This window comes from Rhabdothermincola sp. (assembly GCF_036846205.1).
Lineage (GTDB): Bacteria > Actinomycetota > Acidimicrobiia > Acidimicrobiales > Acidimicrobilacustridaceae > Rhabdothermincola.
The window spans coordinates 1-17,282 of sequence record NZ_DAIUCK010000074.1 but is presented as its reverse complement, the minus strand read 5'-3'; the positions used below and the strand labels follow the sequence as shown (position 1 = coordinate 17,282).

The window sequence follows — 17,282 nt, the reverse complement described above, 5'->3', positions numbered from 1 at the left end:
GGTGGGGGTGGGGTGTCGTCGTCACGGATGGTGACCGTGGCGGTGCCGACGCCGATGGTCAGCCCCGAGCTGGGGGACGACAGGGTCACGGTGACGGTCTCGTCGCCCTCGGCGATGGTGTCGGGCAGCACCGCGACCGACACCGTCTTGGAGGTCTGGCCGGCTTTGAACGCAACGGTCCTGGAATAAGCCTTCTTGAAATCAACGCCCACCGTGGCCGTGCCTGCAGCGACGGTGACGACCACACGTTGCGGACCGGGTGAGGGTTCGGAGAGGGTGAGGGGTGCCCTCACCACCCGGGTGCCGGTGTCACCCTCGACGACCGATACGTCCCCCACCGACGCCACCGCCGACCCCGACCCCTGCACCGGGGATCCCGGCACCAGCACCGCCAGGGCAGCCAGGAGCAAGGCGGTGAACGCCAGGGCGGCCCAACGGGTGGCACGAAAACGCGAAGGATGGGGGTGGTCGTGTAGTGCGGTCATGGCCCGCCTCCCTCGTCCGGGGTCCGCCATGCGGGCCGCGCCGAGCACATGGTTGGCCGAGACCCTACCTACACCCCATCCGGGGGGCAACCTTCAAGACCCACCGCCCGACGGACGCCCGATGGGGCGACACCCGGGAAGCGTCGCCTGGTAGGCCAACTCGCATGCCCTACCTCTGCCCTACCTGGGGTACGGTCCCGCCATGCACAAGTCGTCGATCTACCTGCCCGACGATCTGAAGCAGAAGCTCTCGCAGCGGGCGTCCGCCGCCGGCCGCTCCGAGGCCGACCTCATCCGCCAGGCCATCACCCTCCTCCTGAGCCGGGACCAACCGGCACCGGGCACGCCGGCCGACAGCGATCCAGCGCCGCTCGCCCTTCCCCGGCCAGGGCTGATCGGCGTCGGGGTCGGCCCGGGCGACCCGTCGCTCATCACCCGCCGGGCAGTCGCCGTGCTGACCGAGGCCGATCGGGTGCTGACGGTCAGCACCGACGCCCGCTCCATCGGTCGAGCCGAAGCCGTGGTCCGCTCGGCCGTCCCGCTCGCGCCCATCCAGCGGGTGGCGTTCGACCTTGATCCCCGGGAGCGTGAGCGGTCGATGTCCGATCTGGTCGAGGCGGTGTCAGCCGCACTCGACGTCAGCGAGCTGGTCGCAGTGGCCGTGCTCGGTGACCCCGCCCAGTGGACCCTCTTCCCCGACCTCGCGCAACGCCTCCGCAGCACCCGACCCGCGCTCCCGATTGCTGCGGTGCCGGGCATCACCGCTTACCAGGCAGCGGCCGCTGGGGCGGCGATCGCCCTCGGCGGGGGCAGTGGCAGCCTGGTGGTCACCGCGGACCCCCGCCGGGCCGCCCGCGCCGCCCGCGACGGGGACGCCGTGGTCCTGCACAAGACCGACACCACCGGCGAGGTGGTGCGCACCCTGGCCGAGGAGAGCGGGCGGGACGACGCGCTGTTCGCCGAGCTGACCGGTTTGCCGGGTGAGCGGTTGGTTCCGGCTCGCAGCGCCCCTGACGGCCCGATCGCCTACCTGAGCACCGTCATCGTCCCGGCGCCTGCCGGCGCGATGACCCGGCGATGATCTCGTTCGTGGGTGCCGGCCCGGGAGCCGCCGACCTTCTCACCGTGCGGGCCGTGGACCGGCTCCGCAACGCCGACGTGGTCGTGTGGGCCGGATCGCTCGTCGCGCCGGAGGCACTCGAGCACTGCCGGGACGACGCCGTCATCCACGACTCGCGGGCCATGACCCTCGAAGAGGTCTGCGACGTCTTCGCCGCGCACCCGAACGCCGCCATCGTGCGGCTGCACTCGGGGGACCCGACGATCTTCGGGGCGATCGGCGAGCAGATCGCCTGGTGCGTCGCCCACGACCGAGCTTTCGAGGTGGTCCCGGGTGTCTCGTCGTTCACCGCCGCCGCGGCGGCGGCGGGCTGCGAGCTGACCCTGCCCGGGGTCGCGCAGTCGGTGATCCTGACCAGGTTGGCAGTGGGCACCGCCGCCTCGGTGCCCGAGCGCGAGACGGTGCGGGCCTTCGCCGCCGCGGGGGCGACCATGGCGCTGTTCCTCTCGGTGCGGCACGTGGAGCTGCTGGTGGACGAGCTCCTGGCGGACGGTTCGGGCTACGAGCCCGCAACCCCGGTCCTCGTCGCCTCACGGGTGAGCCGAGCCGACGAGCAGCTGCTCACCACCTCGATCGGTGAGCTGGCCGCAACGGTGACCCGGGCCGGTCTCACCGACACCACGATGATCCTCGTCGGCCCGGCGCTCGCCGCAGCCGGGGGACGGCGCAGCCACGTGTACGACCCTGCGTATGGCACGCGGTTCCGGCCGGATGCGTCCCGAGGCGGGGAGGCACCGACCGTCTCGACCGGACCCACGGTGTCAGCCGACCCGGTCGGGGAGGGGCCACGATGACGGCCGGTCGTCTCGACATCGTCGGCGTCATCGGGGGGGAGGTGTTCGGACCCCGGGCGCGGGAGGCTCTCCGGGAGGCCGACCTGCTCGTGGGCGCACCACGGCACCTCACCCACACCGAGCAGCTCGCCGGTGGGCCTTGCGAGCGAGTCGAGCTGGCGGGCCCGCTGGACGCCGTGCTCGACCGCATCGCCATGGCGATGGCGGAGAACCGCCGGGTGTGCGTGCTGGCATCGGGCGACCCCGGATTCTTCGGGTTCGCCCGCCTCGCCCGTGGCCGGTTCGGTGACCGGGTGAGGGTGCATCCCGCCCCATCGTCGGTGTCGCTCGCGTGGGCGGCCGCGGGTGAATCCTGGGACGACGCGGAGGTCATCTCCGCGCACGGCCGGCCACTGGCCGCAGCGGTGGAGCGGGCCATCCGCAGTCCCAAGGCCGCCGTGCTGACCTCACCCGAGCACTCCCCGGAGCGCCTGGGAGCGGCGCTGTTGGCCGCCGGGTGCTCGCCCCGGCGGGTGGTGGTCGCCAGCCGGCTGGGTGAGCGAGACGAGCGCGTGGTGTGGACCGATCTCGACGGGCTGGCGGCCGGATGCTTCGACCCGCTGTCGGTGGTGCTGCTGCTCGCGGACGGCGACGTGACCAGGTCCGGGCAGGCCCACCTTCGCCTGTCCTGGGGGGCCGACGTGGGAGCCTTCGAGCACCGCGACGGCATGATCACCAAACCGGAGGTCCGGGCCGTGGTCCTGGCCAAGCTGCACCTCGCCGGTGCAGAGGTGCTGTGGGACGTCGGGGCAGGGAGCGGCTCGGTGGGGATCGAAGCCGCCACAGTCAACCCGGACCTCACGGTGTACGCGATCGAGCGAGCTGATGCCGATGCCGATCGGATCGAGCGGAACGCCGCCGCGTTCGGGGTGGGCCAGCGGGTCCGGGTGATCCGGGCCGACGCGCCCGGCGCCTTCGCCGACCTGCCCCCACCGGACCGGATCTTCGTCGGAGGCGGCGGGCCGCCGGTGCTGCGAGCCGCGTGGGACCACCTCGGCGACGGCGGCGTGCTGGCCGCCGCGTTCACCGTGCTCGAGCACGTGCTGGCCGCGACCTCGGTGCTCGACGAGCTGGTGCAGCTGCACGTCGACCACGCCGTGCCGATCGGGAGCGCCGGCCTGCGCCTGGAGCCGACAAACCCGGTGTTCGTGGGTCGGGCGCGGCGATGAGCTCGTCTCCGGCACGCGAACCTCGTGAAGCTCTCACCGCGTCGTCCCGGGTGATCGTCGGCATCGGGCTCGCCTCCCGGGCGAGCGCCGAGGAGGTAGAGCAGCTCGTCCGGGACCTGCTGTCCCGCCACGGCCTCCCGTTCCCGCCTGGGGCGATCGCCACCCGGACACGATTCGCCACCGACCCCCGGGTGGCGCTCGGCTGCCCGGTGGTGGGCATCGACGACGACGAGCTGCTCGCGGCGAGTCCAACCGTGTCCCGCCGGCGGGGCCTTCCCGCGCAGGTGGCCCGGACCGCCGCCCTGCTCGCGGCCGGCCCGGGCGGGCGCCTGCTCGAGCCCACCGCCCGCAGCCCGCACGCCACCGCTGCGATCGCCCGGCCCGCCCCGGGCCGACCCGCATCCGCTCACCGCTCCGAGCGGGAGCGCTGAGCGGATGGTCACTCGCGTGCCCCCTCCCGGTCCCCACGGCGGGGATGTGCTGCACCTCGCGCGCGCGCTCGGGCGCGATCCGGCGGAGATGATCGATCTCTCTGCGAGCCTCAACCCCTTCGCTCCCGACGTCACCCGGGTGCTTCGCCGGCTCCTCGAAGACTGCCCGGACCTCGTGCGCCGCTATCCCGACGACCGGGAGGCCGCCGGACTGCTGGCCGGAGCCATGGGCGAAGACCCGGAGCGGGTCGTGCTCACCAACGGCGGGGCCGAAGCGATCGCCCTGGTCGCGGCGCTGGAGCCCGAAGGCGAGGTAGTGCCACCCGAGTTCTCGCTGTACGAGCGTCACCTCGGTCGGGTACGCCGGGGGGCACCCCGCTGGCGCTCGAACCCGTCCAACCCGCTCGGGCACCTGGCCGAGCCCGGTGCGACGGCCGGGGTGTGGGACGAGGCCTTCTACCCGCTGGCCACCGGTACGTGGAGCCGGGGTGACCGGATGTCATGGCGGTTGGGATCGTTGACCAAGCTGTGGGCCTGCCCGGGTCTGCGGATCGGCTACGCGATCGCCCCCACCGCCGAGCACGCAGAGCAGCTCCGGCGGCGCCGGCCACGATGGGCGGTGAACGCGCTGGCGCTCGCCGCGCTGCCGTGCCTGCTGGAGCTCACCGATCTGCCTCGATGGGCCCGCGAGGTGGCCGGCCTGCGGGCCGAGTTCGTCGAAGGGCTCCGGGCGTCCGGGTTCGCCGTGATCGACACCGAGGCGAACTGGGTGCTGGTCGAGCGGGCCGGGCTCCGGGAGGCCCTGGCCCCAGAGGGGGTGGTCGTCCGTGACACCGCCTCGTTCGGCCTCTCGGGCCTCGCCAGGGTGGCGCTTCCTCACCCGGACCAGCTCGAACCGGTGCTCGCGGCCTTCGGCCGGGTGGGGCCGTGAGTTTCCCAAGTCAACCCCTACGCCGCGATTTCTTCGTCGGTGGTGGTGACGAGTCGTCGTTGTGCGCCGTGGAGGGTGGGGTCGTAGGCGGTGTTGGTGTGCCAGCAGGACCAGATGACACGCATCCAGGCTCGCATGAGGATGCGGATGGCGTGTGGGTGTCGTTTCCCGCGGGCTCGGGCGTCGTTGTAGAGCTTGGCGGCCCAGGGGCTGGCGTGGCGGCTGTTGTCGGCGAAGGTGAACAGCGCTTTGCGGGCTCGGGTGTTGACCGCCCAGCGGAAGTTCACGGCTCGGCCCTTGCCCGATTCCTTGGTGACCGGGGTGGCGCCGACCTCGGCGCAGGCGTGGTCGACGTCGAGTGCCCGGGTGAGGATCGGTCCGACCTCGCCGATGACCTGTGCGAGGTTGATCTCGCCGATGCGGGGCAGGGGTGCGAGCAGTGGGGCCTTGGAATGCTCGAGGAGCGCGGCGCTCATCGCTCGGTCCAGGTCGGCGATGGTGGCCAGCAGTGTGCGCAGCAGCCGGACCTGGGTCCGGACGAGCTCGGCGAGGATCTCGGGCGAGAACGGCTCGGTGGGTTCGGGCGCGGAGCGGAGTCGCTCGATCAGCACGGCGGGGTCACGACGACCGCAGTAGGAGTGTCGGCGGCAGAACATCTTCATCCGGGCCTCACCGAGCCGGGCCGCCGATACCGGGGTCGGGTAGTCGTCCAGGAACGCCAGGGCGATGTCGCTGTCGAGGCGAGCGAAGATCGTGGTGGCGCCGGGCCAGTGCCGCTCCAGCAGGGCGCGCAGTTGGTTGGTGGCGGCGACCTTTGCCTCGACGTGGTCGTCACGCATCCGGGACAGGGCCTGGACCTCGGCGGTGGCGTCGTCGAGGGGTTCGAGCCGGCGGAGGCGATGACCATCAGTGCGCAGGTAGTCGGCGAGCTTGAAGCTGTCACCGGTGTCCGACGTGGCCCGGCTCGCGCTCCAGCGTGGACGGGCGGCGTTGAACGCATTCGGATGGATCGGCACCACCGGATGGCCGGCCGCCAGCAGTCGATCGACGACCAGGCCGCTGGTGGTCTCGATCGCCACGGGCAGATCTTCGGGGTCGCCGTGGCCAGCCAAACGGGTGAGAGCTGCGGCGAGGTCGGTGGCGTCGTGGCGCAGTGCCCAGCGGTCGACGATCTCGCCGGTGTCGTCGATCACCGTGACGTCATGGGTCTCGCTGGCCCAGTCCCAGCCGACGAACAGCATCGGATTCTCCTTCCTCAAGTCGGTCTGGTTCACTCATCGGTGTCGAGGCTCCGGTGCCGCTCGCTCATTGTTCGGCCCTCGGTCGGGCATGTTCCCAAGGGCGGTCCCGGGGCCCCGGCGCGTCGGGGGCGGCGGTACTCACGCTGGCTGTCGAGCAGCTCGCGCCCATGGCCGTCCCCCGAGCGCTACCGAGGAGCGACACCAACACCAACCAGTGCCGTTACCCGCATGGTGGGCCAATGAGCGCGCTCGGCGCGGCGGCGGGGGTGCTCGTCGATCAACTCGCCGGCGAACCACCGACCTGGTGTCATCCGGTGGCCGGATACGGCACGGCCATGGCCCGGATGGAGCGGCGGACCTATCGCGACCGACGGTGGGCCGGTGCGCTGCACCTGCTGGCCGGTGTGGGTACCGCCGTCGCCGCCGGCCGGCTCCTCGACCGTCTGCTGGGTCGCACGGGGGCCACGCTCGCCGCGGTGGCCGTCGCCTCCAGCGGGCGGATGCTCGACACGGAGGCCCTCGCCGTGGCCGGCCACGTCCGCCGCGGTGAGCTGGAGCTGGCCCGCGATCGGGTCCGGTCGCTGGTCGGGCGTGACCCCTCCCAGCTCGACGCCAGCGAGCTGTGCCGGGCCGCCGTCGAGTCGGTGGCGGAGAACCTGGTGGATGCGGTGATCGGCCCGTTGTGGTGGGGCGCGGTGGCCGGGCCCGCCGGCGCGCTCGGCCACCGGGCCGTCAACACCTCCGACGCCATGATCGGGCACCTCGACGACCGGTACCGGCGCTTCGGCTGGGCGGCGGCGCGGGCCGACGACGTGGTCAACTACCTGCCGGCGCGCGCCGCGGTGGCCGCGGTATGCGCGGTGCGGCCCCACCGTGCCACCCGCATCCTGGCCGCGGTCCGCCAGGACGCCCCGGCACACCCATCGCCGAACGGCGGGGTGATCGAGGCCGCGTTCGCTGCCGCCCTCGGCATCAGGTTGGGTGGGACCAACCGGTACGGCGACCGGCTGGAGCAGCGCGGCATCCTCGGCGTCGGCCCCCCACCGGGCCCAGGCGATGTCGAGCGGGCCGTCCGTCTGCGGCGCCAGGCGAGCGCGGCAGCCGCGCTGACCGCGGTGGTCATGAGCGCTGTGGCCGGCCGTCGCCGGCGTCGCCGGAGCTTGCGTGCGCATGCCACCGGCTGAACCGACACGTGACCCGATGACCGGGTCCCCTCAGCGCTGATCGGTGGGTGTCGACCCGCCACCGCTGGCCGGGTCGAGCAGCTCGGCGAGGGGCCGGCGGCCCGGGAACCCGAGGTTCGGTTCGTGGTACCAGCCGATCCGCTCCTCGTTCTCGAGCCAGCACAGCAGCACGGGCCGGCCGCCGACCTCCGCCGGCCAGTCGAGCAGCAACGGCGCCCAGCCCTTCACCTGCACCCCACGGCTGGTGAACCAGTCGAGCCGGTCACCGATCCGGGCCTCCAGGCCCTTCGCCTCGGGCAGCGCGCCCCGTTCACCCCGCTCCTCCAGCGCGGCGACCGCCTCGGCCAGCTGGCGGCGCAGAATGACGATCTCGGCGAGTGCCTCTCGCCCCTCGGCGAGCATCGCTTCGGCCTCGGCCAGGCTGAACAGGCGACGGTCCACCACCCCATCCTGCCCGGCGGAGCCGGAGGACGCACCGGGCAGGATCGGGGCGGGGCCGGCAGGCGGCCGACCGATCGGTCAGCGCGGTCAGCGCACGTCGAAGCGGTCGAGCTCCATCACCTTCTGCCAGGCGGCGACGAAGTCGTGCACGAAGCGCTCACCGGAGTCGCTCTGGGCGTAGTACTCCGACAGTGCCCGCAGCTCCGAGTGCGAGCCGAACACCAGGTCGCACGCGGTGGCCGTCCAGCGGAGCGCACCGCTGGCCCGATCGCGCCCCTCGTAGACGTGCTCGTCGGTGGGCGACACCCGCCACTCCGTGCCCATGTCGAGCAGGTTCACGAAGAAGTCGTTGCTGAGCGCTCCGGGGCGGTCGGTGAGCACCCCGAGCGAGCTGGCGCCGTGGGTTGCCCCGATGGCCCGCATCCCGCCGATCAGCACCGCCATCTCCGGCGGGGTGAGCGTGAGCATGAAGGCCCGGTCCAGCATGAGCTCCTCCGGGCGACGCTTCTCGCCCGCTCGCAGGTAGTTGCGGAACCCGTCGGCAACCGGCTCGAGCACCGAGAACGACTCGACGTCGGTCTGCTCCTGGGTGGCATCGGTCCGCCCCGGCGTGAACGGCACCGTGATCTCGACGCCCGCCCGCCGGGCGGCCTCCTCGACCCCGACACCTCCCGCCAGCACGATCAGGTCGGCCAGCGAGATGCGCACCCCGTCGGTGCGGGACTCGTTGAACCGCTGCCGGATCGCCTCCAGCACCTCGAGCACCTGGGCCAGCTCGGCGGGCTCATTGGCGTCCCAGTCCTTCTGGGGCGCGAGGCGGATGCGGGCGCCGTTGGCCCCGCCACGCTTGTCGGTGCCCCGGAAGCTCGACGCGGCCTTCCACGCCGTGGTGACCAACTGCTGGACGCTCAGCCCCGACTCCTGGATCAGCTGACGGAGCTCTGAGACCTCGGCATCACCGACCAGCTCGTGGTCGACGGGAGGCACCGGGTCCTGCCAGAGCTGGGGCTCGGGCACCCAGGGCCCCAGGTAGCGCGACACCGGGCCCATGTCCCGATGGAGCAGCTTGTACCACGCCTTGGCGAACGCCTCGGCCAGCTCGTCGGGGTGCTCGTGGAACCGCTTGGCGATCGGTGCGTAGATCGGGTCCACCTTCAGCGCCAGGTCGGTGGTGAGCATCATCGGCGCGTGCCGCACGTTCGGGTCGTGTGCGTCGGGAACGGTCCCCTGCGCCTCGGGGTTCTTCGGCTTCCACTGCTTGGCCCCGGCCGGGCTCTCGGTCAGCTCCCAGTCGTAGTTGAACAGGTTGTCGAGGTAGCCGTTGTCCCAGCGGATGGGATCGTTGGTCCACGCGCCCTCGAGGCCGCTGGTGATGGTGTCTGGGCCCTTCCCGGTCCCGAAGCGGTTGACCCACCCGAGGCCCTGGTGCTCCACCGGGCAGCCCTCGGGCTCGGGTCCCACGTAGTCCGCGGAGGCGGCCCCGTGGCACTTGCCGAAGGTGTGCCCACCCACGATCAGCGCCACGGTCTCCTCGTCGTTCATGGCCATCCGGCCGAAGGTGGCCCGGATGTGGCGGGCCGCCGCCAGCGGGTCGGGGTTGCCGTTCGGTCCTTCGGGGTTCACGTAGATGAGCCCCATCTGCACCGCGCCGAACGGCTCGGCCAGCTCGTCGTCGGCGCTGTGGCGCTCGTCGCCGAGCCAGGTGTCCTCCGATCCCCAGAAGACCTCGTCGGGTTGCCAGATGTCCTCCCGACCGAAGCCGAAACCGAACGTCTGGAAGCCCATGGACTCCATGGCCACGTTGCCGGCGAACACGATCAGGTCCGCCCAGGAGATCTTGTCGCCGTACTTCTGCTTGATGGGCCACAACAGGCGGCGGGCCTTGTCGAGGTTGGCGTTGTCGGGCCAGCTGTTCAGCGGGGCGAAGCGCTGAGCGCCGGTGCCGCCACCGCCCCGACCGTCGGTGATGCGGTAGGTGCCGGCGGCGTGCCAGCTCATGCGGATGAACAGCGGCCCGTAGTGGCCGTAGTCGGCGGGCCACCAGTCCTGGGAGTCGGTCATGAGCGCGATGAGGTCGGCCTTCAGGGCCTCGACGTCGAGCTCGGCGAAGGCCCTGCGGTAGTCGAACGCGCCCCGGCGCGGGTCGCTGACCGGCGAGTGGGCCCGCAGCAGGTCGAGGTCGAGCTGGTCGGGCCACCAGTCCTTGTTGGTCCGGGGCCGGTGGGCTCTGGGCTCGGGTGCGGGGATGACGGGGCTCTCGCTCTCGCTGTGCTCACTCATGGGACACCTCCGGATGGTGGCTGGTCGGGCTGGTCGGGCTGGACGGTCGGCGGTCAGGACGGGTTGGAGGCGCACGAAGGACATCGCCCCCAGAAGACGACCTCGGCCTCGTCGATGTCGAAGCCGGCATCGTCCGACGGGGTGAGGCAGGGCACGGCTCCGGTGGCGCAGTCGACGTCAACGGTGCGGCCGCACTCCCGGCAGACCAGGTGGTGGTGGTTGTCCCCTACCCGGGCCTCGTAGCGGGCAGGCGACCCTGCCGGGCGGATACGGCGGATCACGCCGTACTCCCACAGCGTGGTCAGCGCGTCGTAGACGGCCTGCTTCGACACCGCGCCGAGCTCGGCGCGCACCGCGGACTCGATCTCCGCCGCGGTGGCATGCGGGCGGGAGGAGACGACTCGCAACACCGCGAGACGCTGGGCGGTCACGCTCAGGCCGTGCCCACGCAGGATCTCCTCGAAACCACCGTCACGAGGATCGTGGACTGTCACAAGTTACAGACTAAATCTGAATCTGGATTATGTCCAGAAAAATCTCGGGAGCGGTCGCCCGTCAACGCTTGCGGAGCAGGTACAGATCGAAGATCCACCCCCGCTCCCGCCGCAGCGCCTCCCGCCGACGCACGATCGCCTCGGCCACCTCGTCGAGCGGCCCGGACATGAGCACCTCCCCGGGCATCCCCAGGTACGCCCCCCAGAAGATGTGCCAACCCTCGTCCCGCAGCAGGGTGAAGCTGCACGAGCCGTCGAGGAACACCGCCACGTCGTCGATGCCCGCGGGCACTCCCGCCCGCAGTTGGCGGCCGGTGGTCACGAGGAGCGATCCCCCCACCCGGTGCAGGACGATGCGGTGGCGAGCCGCCAGGAGCTGGAGGCTGCTCACACCGGGGACGACCTCGACATCCACCCGGATCCGACCCCGGGCGTTCAGCTCGTCGAGCAGCCGCAGCGTGCTGTCGTACAGCGACGGGTCCCCCCAGACCGGCAGGCCGACCCGCGTGCCTGGTGACACCTCCTCGACCAGCAACCGCTCGAGGAGCTCGGCGCGGGCCCGGTGCCACTCCCGCACCGCTTCGGCGTAGGTGCCCTCAGGGTCCCGCTCCGGATCGGCCAGCGTGACCACCCGAGGCGGCGTGCCGGCACTCGCCCGGTCGAGTACCTCCCGGCGCAGCGCGAGCAGCTCGCCGGCCCGCTCGCCCTTGTCGAACACCACCACGAGATCCACCGATGCCAGCGCCTCGAGGGCATGCACCGTCACCATCCCGGGATCGCCCGGACCGATCCCGACCACTACCACCGTGCACGCTCCGACCACCGATGCCTGTCGCTCCACCGGGGGGAACCTACCGATCGCGCCGTCCCCGAGCCGGCCCGGCCCGCCGGCTTCGGGCCCCGTCCGTCGGCTCGGTACATTCCACCCGTGACCTCCCAGGCCGGCGCCGATGCCCTGCGCGAGCTGCGACGGACCCGACGCCGCAACCGCCTGGCCGACGTCCACTGGGTCGACGCCCTCTACCGGGTCTACATCGCGGCCCTGGCCGGGGTGATCTTCGTGTTGTTCGCCGCGGGCCGGCTGCCCGACGATCGGCTGTCGAACGACGAGGCGTTGACGTTCCTGCACGACGCCGTGCCCGTGCTCGGGCTGATCTTCGCGGTGGCCATCGGCATCGGTGCCCGATCCGGCGGGCGAGGCGGGCCCCTCGTGCTGGAAGGACCCGTGGTGCTGCACGAGCTGGGCGCACCGGTCGACCGCAACCTGGCGCTGCGAGGCCCGGCGCTCAAGCAGCTCCGGTTCCTGGCCTTCGCCGGTGCGGTGGTCGGCGCGATCGTCGGTGAGCTCGCCGCTCGGCGCCTACCCGTGAACGTGGCGGCGGCCATCGCCGCCTGCGCGGTGACCTTCGCCCTGCTCGCGGTGCTGGCCGCCGGGGTGGCCATGGTGCTGTCGGGCCGGCGGGTCGGATGGCTGGCGGCCAACCTGGTCGCGGGGGCGATCGTGGGATGGTCGGTGCTCGACCTGCTCGCTGGAACCACCACCTCGCCGCTCACCCTGCTGGCCCGGTTGGCGTTCTGGCCCATCGAGATCGCCCCGATGGCGCTGGTCGGCGTAGCGGTCGCGGTCGCGGTGCCCCTCGTCGGGCTGGCGAACGTCGGGGGACTGTCGATCGAGGCGGCCATGCGGCGGGCCGGGCTGATCTCGCAGTTGCGCTTCGCCGTCACCTTGCAGGACGTCCGCACCGTCGTGTTGCTGCGCCGGCAGCTCTCCCAGGAACGACCCCGAGCCAAGCCGTGGATCCACCTCCGGCGGGGTGGGCGGCTGCCGGCGGTCTGGCGGCGGGACTGGCAGAGCGTGGCCCGCTTCCCCGCCGTGCGCCTGGTGCGCCTGGCGCTGCTCGGGGTGGCCGCGGGCCTGGCCGCCGGCGCGGCCTGGCGCGGTGTCACCCCCATGATCGTGGCCAGCGGCCTGGCCCTCTACGTGGCGGGATACGACGCCGCCGAGCCGATCGCCCAGGAGGTCGACCACCCCACCCGCTGGGAGAGCTTCCCCATGGAGCCGGGGCGGGTGCTGCTCCAGCACGTGCCCGCAGCCTTCGTGGTGATGACGATCGTGTATCTCATCGGGGTGGCCTCGTCGATGGTGCTGGTCCCCGTCGAGGTGGTGGTGCGGCTGGCACCCGCGACGCTGGTCACGGCCGCCGGCGCGGCAGCCCTCGGAGCGGCCGTCGGCACCTCCCAGGGCGCTCCCGACGTGGCCCAGATGGCGGGGCTGGGGCCGGACATGATGGGGTTCGTCCTGCTCGGCCGGCTGGTGCTGCCCCCCGCCCTGGTCGTGGTGGGCCTGCTGCCGTTGCTCGCGGCCGGCAGCGACGCGGATGCCCTCGACCTGCCGGCGGTGCAGAGCGCCACCACCTATAGCTTGTTCGGGCTGCTCGGAGCGTTCCTCTGGCTCCGGTACCGCAAACCCAAGCACCTGTGAGCCCGCCATGACCTTCGCCATGCCCGCCCCGCCTCCGCCGCCCGCGGCCCACCCGGACGCCGCGCTGGAGGTCGCCGGGCTCGCCAAGGACTACGGCGACGGCATGGGCCTCTCCCCGGTCGACCTGGTGGTGCAGCCCGGTGAGCTGGTGATGCTCGTGGGGCCGAACGGGGCGGGGAAATCGACGTTCCTCGGGCTGTGCGCCGGGTTGCTCCAGGCGAACGAGGGCCACGCCTACGTGCTCGGCCAGCCCGTCGGGAGCATCGAAGCCCGGGCGGCCACCTCCTACCTGCCCGACGCGCCGGTGCTCTACGACGACCTCAGCGTGAACGAGCACATCGAGTACATCGCCAGGCTGCACGGCACCCAGGACTGGGAGAGCTACGCCGACGACCTGCTCGAGATGTTCAACCTCACCGAGCGCGCCGACGACCTGCCGGCCAAGTTCAGCCGGGGGCTCCGCCAGAAGGCTGCGCTGATCCTCGGCCTGATCCGGCCGTTCAGCCTGTTGCTGATCGACGAGCCCTTCGTCGGCCTCGACACCCCGGGCCAGGAGACCCTGGTGGACGTGCTCGCGGACGTAGCCGAACAGGGCGCGGCGGTGATCGTCTCCACCCACCAGCTCGACCTTGCTCCCAAGGCCACCCGCTGCGTCGGCCTGCAGGACGGCCAGCTCCACTACGACGGGCCGGCCAACCCGGAGAAGATCCGCACTCTCGTCGGTGCCTGAGCGCCGGCCCACGCCGCCCCAGGCCGTTCCACGTCGTGGCGCGAGGCGATCGGCTGGCTGACCCGGCACGTGACCGCACTGCTCTGCGAGGCTGGACCGGTGGCGATCTCGCCAGCGGCGGCAGCCGCACCGTTCCGGTTCGACCGAACCTGGACCTTCCCGGTCACCGCCGGCGCGTTCTGGGCGCTGATCGAGCGGACCGAGGACTTCCCGCGGTGGTGGCGCTGGTTGCGCACCTTCGACGCCGACGGCCTGTATCGAGGGGCACGGGCCCGGTTCGAGGTCCGCGCCCCCCTGCCCTACACCCTGCGCTTCGAGGTCCAGGTCGTCGAGCTGGTCGAGCGGGCCGTCGTCGGAACGACGGTCGCCGGCGACCTGGCAGGACCGGCCCGCCTGGAGCTGCTCGAGGTACCCGGCGGCTGTCGGGCCCGGCTGTGCTGGGCACTGACCCCCACCAACCCCGCGATCGGCCGGCTGGCCCGAGTGGTCCGGCCGCTCCTGGCCTGGTCGCACGATCAGATCGTGCGAGCCGGCGTCCGCCAGTTCGAGCAGGTGGTGACCGCCGCCGCTCGATGATCCGCACGGCCACGCGACCCCCGGGTAGCGTGCCGCTCGATGTGCGACACGCTGTGCTCGATCCAACCCGGCCGCACGCTGTTCGCCAAGAACTCCGACCGACCGGTGCGTGAGGTGCAGCTCATCGAGGCGCACCGCCGCCGCGACCGCGGCGGCGAGCTGCGCACCCAGTACCTGTCGCTCGCCGACGAGGGGGCCGCGGCCCTGATCGGAGCCCGGCCCGACTGGCTGTGGGGCTTCGAGCACGGCGTCAACGAGCACGGGGTGGCCATCGGCAACGAGAAGGTCTGGACCGTCGACGACCCGAACGCCGCGCCGCCCGCTCTGATCGGCATGGACCTCGTGCGCCTCGGCCTCGAGCGGGCCCGCAGCGCGGACCACGCCCTCGACCTGATGACCGCGCTGCTGGAGCGCCACGGCCAGGGTGGCATCGCCGATGCCATCGACGACGAGGCCTACTTCTCGTCGTTCCTCATCGCGGATCCCCGATCGGGCTGGGTGCTCGAGACCAGCGGCCGTCGCTGGGCGGCCCGCCCCGTGGCGGCCGGATCCGGCGCCGCGATCTCCAACCGGATCGGCATCCGGGACGACTGGACCCGGGCCTCGGTCGATCTGCGACCGGGCGACGACTGGGACCGCTTCCGTGACCCGCAGGCCTGGACCGGGCTGGCCGACGTACGGCTCGCGACCACCCGCCCGGTGGTCGACGCCGCGGGTCCCGCCCCGTCACCGCTGGACCTGCGGCGGGTACTGCGCGATCACGGGCAGGCAGCCCGGGCGATCCCCGCCACGGCGACCAGGGGCCTCCCGGATCCCGCCATCGAGGCCGATGGCACCGGCATCACGGTGTGCATGCACGTGCGCGGCTACCAGTGCACGACCTCGTCCATGATCGCCGAGCTGCGAGCGAACGGCGGCGACGAGCCGTCCGTGCGGGCCTGGGTGGCGATGGGCAGCCCGTGCGTCAGCGTGTACCTCCCGGTGTTCGTCGAGCAGGGGGCGGCCCCCCTCGCGCCTCGGGCGCTGGGCGAGGTCGCCACCTACGGGCGCTTCGCCACCCTTCGTGAGCGGGTCGAGCTCGACCCGTGGGACCGCGACGGGTCCGACGAGGCGCTGGCGAGCATCCGTGAAGTGCTCGATCCGCTCGAGGACGAGCTGTGGGAGGAGGCCGAGCAGGTCGCGGCCGATCCTGCTCGGCGAGCGTCGTTCGTCGAGCAGAGCTGGGCGCGGGTGGACCGCGCGCTGGCGCGCCTCGGGGTGTGAGCGGGCCCTGTCAGTTCTCAGGGACGAGCCCGAGAGCCCGATCGACCCGCAGCGCGGCCTCTTCGTCGTCGACCTTCCACGACACGGCGAGCTCGGAGGTGAGGATGTGCCGGGCCTTGGCGTACATCGACTTCTCGGCCGTGGACAGCGAGCCGTTGCGCTGGCGCAACGCCAGGTTGCGCACCACCTCGGCGCACTCGTAGACGTCGCCGGACTTGAGCTTCTCCTGGTGGTTCTTGAACCGGCGCGACCAGTTCGACGGCACCCGCACGTCGGTGGCGGCGAGCACCTGGAGGACGTCCTCGGCGTCCTCCTCCGAAATCGCCGTACGGACCCCGAGGTCTTCGGCCCGGTCCTCGGGCACCGAGACCTTCATGTCGCCGGAGGTGCCCCAACCACGCTCCGGGACCGAGAGCACGAGGTAGGTGACCTTCTTGCCGTCCAACATCCTCGGTTCGCGGGCCACGATCTTGGCCACGCCATGGGCGGGATACACGACTTTCGAACCGACTCTGAAGCGCACCGACGACCTCCGGCTGGAACGGCGGACCATCCAGTGTGCCTCATCGACCGCCGATTCACACCATCGGGCAACTCCAGAGAGAGGCCTGGTGACATCTCCGAGTCACTTCTCCCTCCCATCCTCAGCGGTGATGACCTACCGTTGCCCCATGCGTCGACTCGCCAACAGCTGGGCCCTCGCCAAGTCGTCCTGGGCGGTCCTCAAGGCCGACAAGGAGCTGGCGGTGATCCCGGTGATCAGCTTCGTGTGCACGATCGTGGTCATGGCCGCCGCCGGTGGTGCCGTGTGGCTCACCCTTGACCCGACCTCCCAGGCGGGCGAGACCGAGATCACCCCGACGCCGTTCACCTACGTGGTCGGCGCAGTGGGGTACCTGCTCATCACGTTCGTGGTCACCTACTTCGCCGCCGTGCTGGTCTCGGGCGCCTACCAGCGGCTCACCGGCGGCGACCCGACGCTCGCCAGCGCCTTCAGCCAGGCCAGCTCCCGGATCGGCCCGTTGTTCCTGTGGTCCATGCTCACCGGCACCGTGGGGCTGATCCTCCAGGCCCTCCGCGACCGAGCCGGGTTCCTGGGCCAGATCGTCGTCAGGCTCGTGGGCATGGCCTGGGAGATCGTCACCTGGCTCGCGGTACCGGTCGTGGTCGTCGAGGGTACCGGGCCGGTGGACTCCCTCAAGCGGTCCGCGTCGCTGTTCAAGCAGACCTGGGGTGAGAACCTCGTCGCCCAGGGCGGCTTCGGCATCCTCGGTCTGCTCGTCGTCCTGCCCGCGCTCCTCGTCATCTTCGTGGTGGTCCCCGCCATCCCCATCGCCGGGATCGCCATCGCCGCCATCTGGATCGCGGTCACGTCGGTGGTGCTCAGCGCCCTCAATGGCATCTACCGCACGGCGCTGTACCTGTTCGCATCGAGAGGGCAGGCCCCGGCCGCGTTCAGCTCGGAGGAGCTGCAGGCCGCGTTCCAGCCCAAGACCCGCCGCTTCTGAGCGAACTGTTCACCAGCACGCGGCCCCACACCGCGAATCCCTGAACAGTTCGGAAGACGTGAGCGAACTGTTCACCAGCACGCGGCCCCACACCGCGAATCCCTGAACAGTTCG

At 72.0% G+C, this 17,282-nt stretch carries 18 protein-coding genes; 11 read left to right on the top strand and 7 right to left on the bottom strand.

Annotated elements, in window-relative coordinates; translation table 11 throughout:
* Nucleotides 1–485, bottom strand: a 485-nt coding sequence (locus tag V7004_RS11275) for a Calx-beta domain-containing protein (RefSeq protein WP_334144055.1), incomplete at its 3' end; no start/stop codon positions are given.
* 202 nt (nucleotides 486–687) lie between these two features.
* On the opposite strand from V7004_RS11275, the gene V7004_RS11270 reads away from it, so the two are divergent.
* From V7004_RS11270 to V7004_RS11250, 5 genes are all read left to right on the top strand, one after another.
* Nucleotides 688–1,566, top strand: coding sequence for an SAM-dependent methyltransferase (locus tag V7004_RS11270; RefSeq protein ID WP_334144054.1), 879 nt, complete (start codon nucleotides 688–690; stop codon nucleotides 1,564–1,566).
* Complete coding sequence (gene cobM / locus V7004_RS11265) at nucleotides 1,563–2,399, top strand: precorrin-4 C(11)-methyltransferase (protein WP_334144053.1); 837 nt, start codon at nucleotides 1,563–1,565, stop codon at nucleotides 2,397–2,399. Before V7004_RS11270 ends, cobM begins: the two co-directional genes overlap by 4 nt.
* Nucleotides 2,396–3,607: a precorrin-6y C5,15-methyltransferase (decarboxylating) subunit CbiE gene (cbiE, locus tag V7004_RS11260; protein WP_334144052.1), complete on the top strand. Its 1,212-nt coding sequence runs from the start codon at nucleotides 2,396–2,398 to the stop codon at nucleotides 3,605–3,607. The genes cobM and cbiE overlap by 4 nt, the downstream gene beginning before the upstream one ends.
* Before the next feature lie 50 nt (nucleotides 3,608–3,657).
* Nucleotides 3,658–4,038, top strand: coding sequence for a cobalamin biosynthesis protein (locus V7004_RS11255; RefSeq protein WP_334144051.1), 381 nt, complete (start codon nucleotides 3,658–3,660; stop codon nucleotides 4,036–4,038).
* 88 nt (nucleotides 4,039–4,126) lie between these two features.
* Entirely contained in the window at nucleotides 4,127–4,969 is an 843-nt protein-coding gene (locus V7004_RS11250) for an aminotransferase class I/II-fold pyridoxal phosphate-dependent enzyme (RefSeq protein ID WP_334144050.1), read from the top strand.
* Between the two features lie 17 nt (nucleotides 4,970–4,986).
* Here the strand turns inward: V7004_RS11250 and V7004_RS11245 are convergent, their stop codons facing one another.
* Nucleotides 4,987–6,210, bottom strand: a complete 1,224-nt coding sequence (locus V7004_RS11245; protein WP_334144049.1) for an IS110 family transposase — start codon at nucleotides 6,208–6,210, stop codon at nucleotides 4,987–4,989.
* Nucleotides 6,211–6,449: 239 nt separating this feature from the next.
* Here V7004_RS11245 and cbiB point away from each other — a divergent pair, with 239 nt between their 5' ends.
* Nucleotides 6,450–7,394 (top strand): adenosylcobinamide-phosphate synthase CbiB, encoded by a 945-nt coding sequence (gene cbiB / locus V7004_RS11240; protein WP_334144048.1) that lies wholly within the window; start codon nucleotides 6,450–6,452, stop codon nucleotides 7,392–7,394.
* Between the two features lie 30 nt (nucleotides 7,395–7,424).
* Here cbiB and V7004_RS11235 read toward each other — a convergent pair whose 3' ends face one another.
* The 4 genes from V7004_RS11235 to cobF form a co-directional block, all read right to left on the bottom strand.
* A complete protein-coding gene (locus V7004_RS11235; protein ID WP_334144047.1) occupies nucleotides 7,425–7,835 on the bottom strand; it encodes a DUF2203 domain-containing protein in 411 nt (136 codons plus the stop codon).
* Between the two features lie 87 nt (nucleotides 7,836–7,922).
* Nucleotides 7,923–10,172 carry a catalase/peroxidase HPI gene (gene katG / locus V7004_RS11230; protein ID WP_442968047.1) on the bottom strand — a complete coding sequence of 750 codons (2,250 nt, stop codon included), beginning with the start codon at nucleotides 10,170–10,172 and terminating at the stop codon, nucleotides 7,923–7,925.
* Complete coding sequence (locus V7004_RS11225; RefSeq protein WP_334144045.1) at nucleotides 10,169–10,609, bottom strand: Fur family transcriptional regulator; 441 nt, start codon at nucleotides 10,607–10,609, stop codon at nucleotides 10,169–10,171. Before V7004_RS11225 ends, katG begins: the two co-directional genes overlap by 4 nt.
* A gap of 61 nt (nucleotides 10,610–10,670) precedes the next feature.
* Entirely contained in the window at nucleotides 10,671–11,450 is a 780-nt protein-coding gene (gene cobF / locus V7004_RS11220; RefSeq protein WP_334144044.1) for a precorrin-6A synthase (deacetylating), read from the bottom strand.
* An 87-nt stretch (nucleotides 11,451–11,537) separates the two neighbouring features.
* On the opposite strand from cobF, the gene V7004_RS11215 reads away from it, so the two are divergent.
* The 4 genes from V7004_RS11215 (at nucleotide 11,538) to V7004_RS11200 (ending at nucleotide 15,660) form a co-directional block, all read left to right on the top strand.
* A complete protein-coding gene (locus tag V7004_RS11215; protein ID WP_334144043.1) occupies nucleotides 11,538–13,091 on the top strand; it encodes a hypothetical protein in 1,554 nt (517 codons plus the stop codon).
* A gap of 7 nt (nucleotides 13,092–13,098) precedes the next feature.
* Nucleotides 13,099–13,821: an ABC transporter ATP-binding protein gene (locus V7004_RS11210; protein WP_334144041.1), complete on the top strand. Its 723-nt coding sequence runs from the start codon at nucleotides 13,099–13,101 to the stop codon at nucleotides 13,819–13,821.
* 99 nt (nucleotides 13,822–13,920) lie between these two features.
* On the top strand, nucleotides 13,921–14,397 hold the full coding sequence (locus tag V7004_RS11205) for a hypothetical protein (RefSeq protein ID WP_334144040.1): 477 nt from the start codon (nucleotides 13,921–13,923) through the stop codon (nucleotides 14,395–14,397).
* 39 nt (nucleotides 14,398–14,436) lie between these two features.
* A complete protein-coding gene (locus V7004_RS11200; protein WP_334144039.1) occupies nucleotides 14,437–15,660 on the top strand; it encodes a C69 family dipeptidase in 1,224 nt (407 codons plus the stop codon).
* 10 nt (nucleotides 15,661–15,670) lie between these two features.
* Here V7004_RS11200 and V7004_RS11195 read toward each other — a convergent pair whose 3' ends face one another.
* Nucleotides 15,671–16,213, bottom strand: coding sequence for a CarD family transcriptional regulator (locus tag V7004_RS11195; RefSeq protein ID WP_334144038.1), 543 nt, complete (start codon nucleotides 16,211–16,213; stop codon nucleotides 15,671–15,673).
* A gap of 118 nt (nucleotides 16,214–16,331) precedes the next feature.
* Here V7004_RS11195 and V7004_RS11190 point away from each other — a divergent pair, with 118 nt between their 5' ends.
* Nucleotides 16,332–17,168 (top strand): DUF6159 family protein, encoded by an 837-nt coding sequence (locus tag V7004_RS11190; protein WP_334144037.1) that lies wholly within the window; start codon nucleotides 16,332–16,334, stop codon nucleotides 17,166–17,168.
* Nucleotides 17,169–17,282: the final 114 nt, after the last annotated feature.

Bases quoted from the DNA above. Each gene is read 5' to 3' on its own strand.
- V7004_RS11270 (WP_334144054.1), top strand. From the start codon at position 688: ATGCACAAGTCGTCGATCTACCTGCCCGACGATCTGAAGCAGAAGCTC.
- cobM (WP_334144053.1), top strand. From the start codon at position 1,563: ATGATCTCGTTCGTGGGTGCCGGCCCGGGAGCCGCCGACCTTCTCACC.
- cbiE (WP_334144052.1), top strand. From the start codon at position 2,396: ATGACGGCCGGTCGTCTCGACATCGTCGGCGTCATCGGGGGGGAGGTG.
- V7004_RS11250 (WP_334144050.1), top strand. From the start codon at position 4,127: ATGATCGATCTCTCTGCGAGCCTCAACCCCTTCGCTCCCGACGTCACC.
- V7004_RS11245 (WP_334144049.1), bottom strand. From the start codon at position 6,210: ATGCTGTTCGTCGGCTGGGACTGGGCCAGCGAGACCCATGACGTCACG.
- cbiB (WP_334144048.1), top strand. From the start codon at position 6,450: ATGAGCGCGCTCGGCGCGGCGGCGGGGGTGCTCGTCGATCAACTCGCC.
- V7004_RS11210 (WP_334144041.1), top strand. From the start codon at position 13,099: ATGACCTTCGCCATGCCCGCCCCGCCTCCGCCGCCCGCGGCCCACCCG.
- V7004_RS11200 (WP_334144039.1), top strand. From the start codon at position 14,437: ATGTGCGACACGCTGTGCTCGATCCAACCCGGCCGCACGCTGTTCGCC.
- V7004_RS11195 (WP_334144038.1), bottom strand. From the start codon at position 16,213: ATGGTCCGCCGTTCCAGCCGGAGGTCGTCGGTGCGCTTCAGAGTCGGT.
- V7004_RS11190 (WP_334144037.1), top strand. From the start codon at position 16,332: ATGCGTCGACTCGCCAACAGCTGGGCCCTCGCCAAGTCGTCCTGGGCG.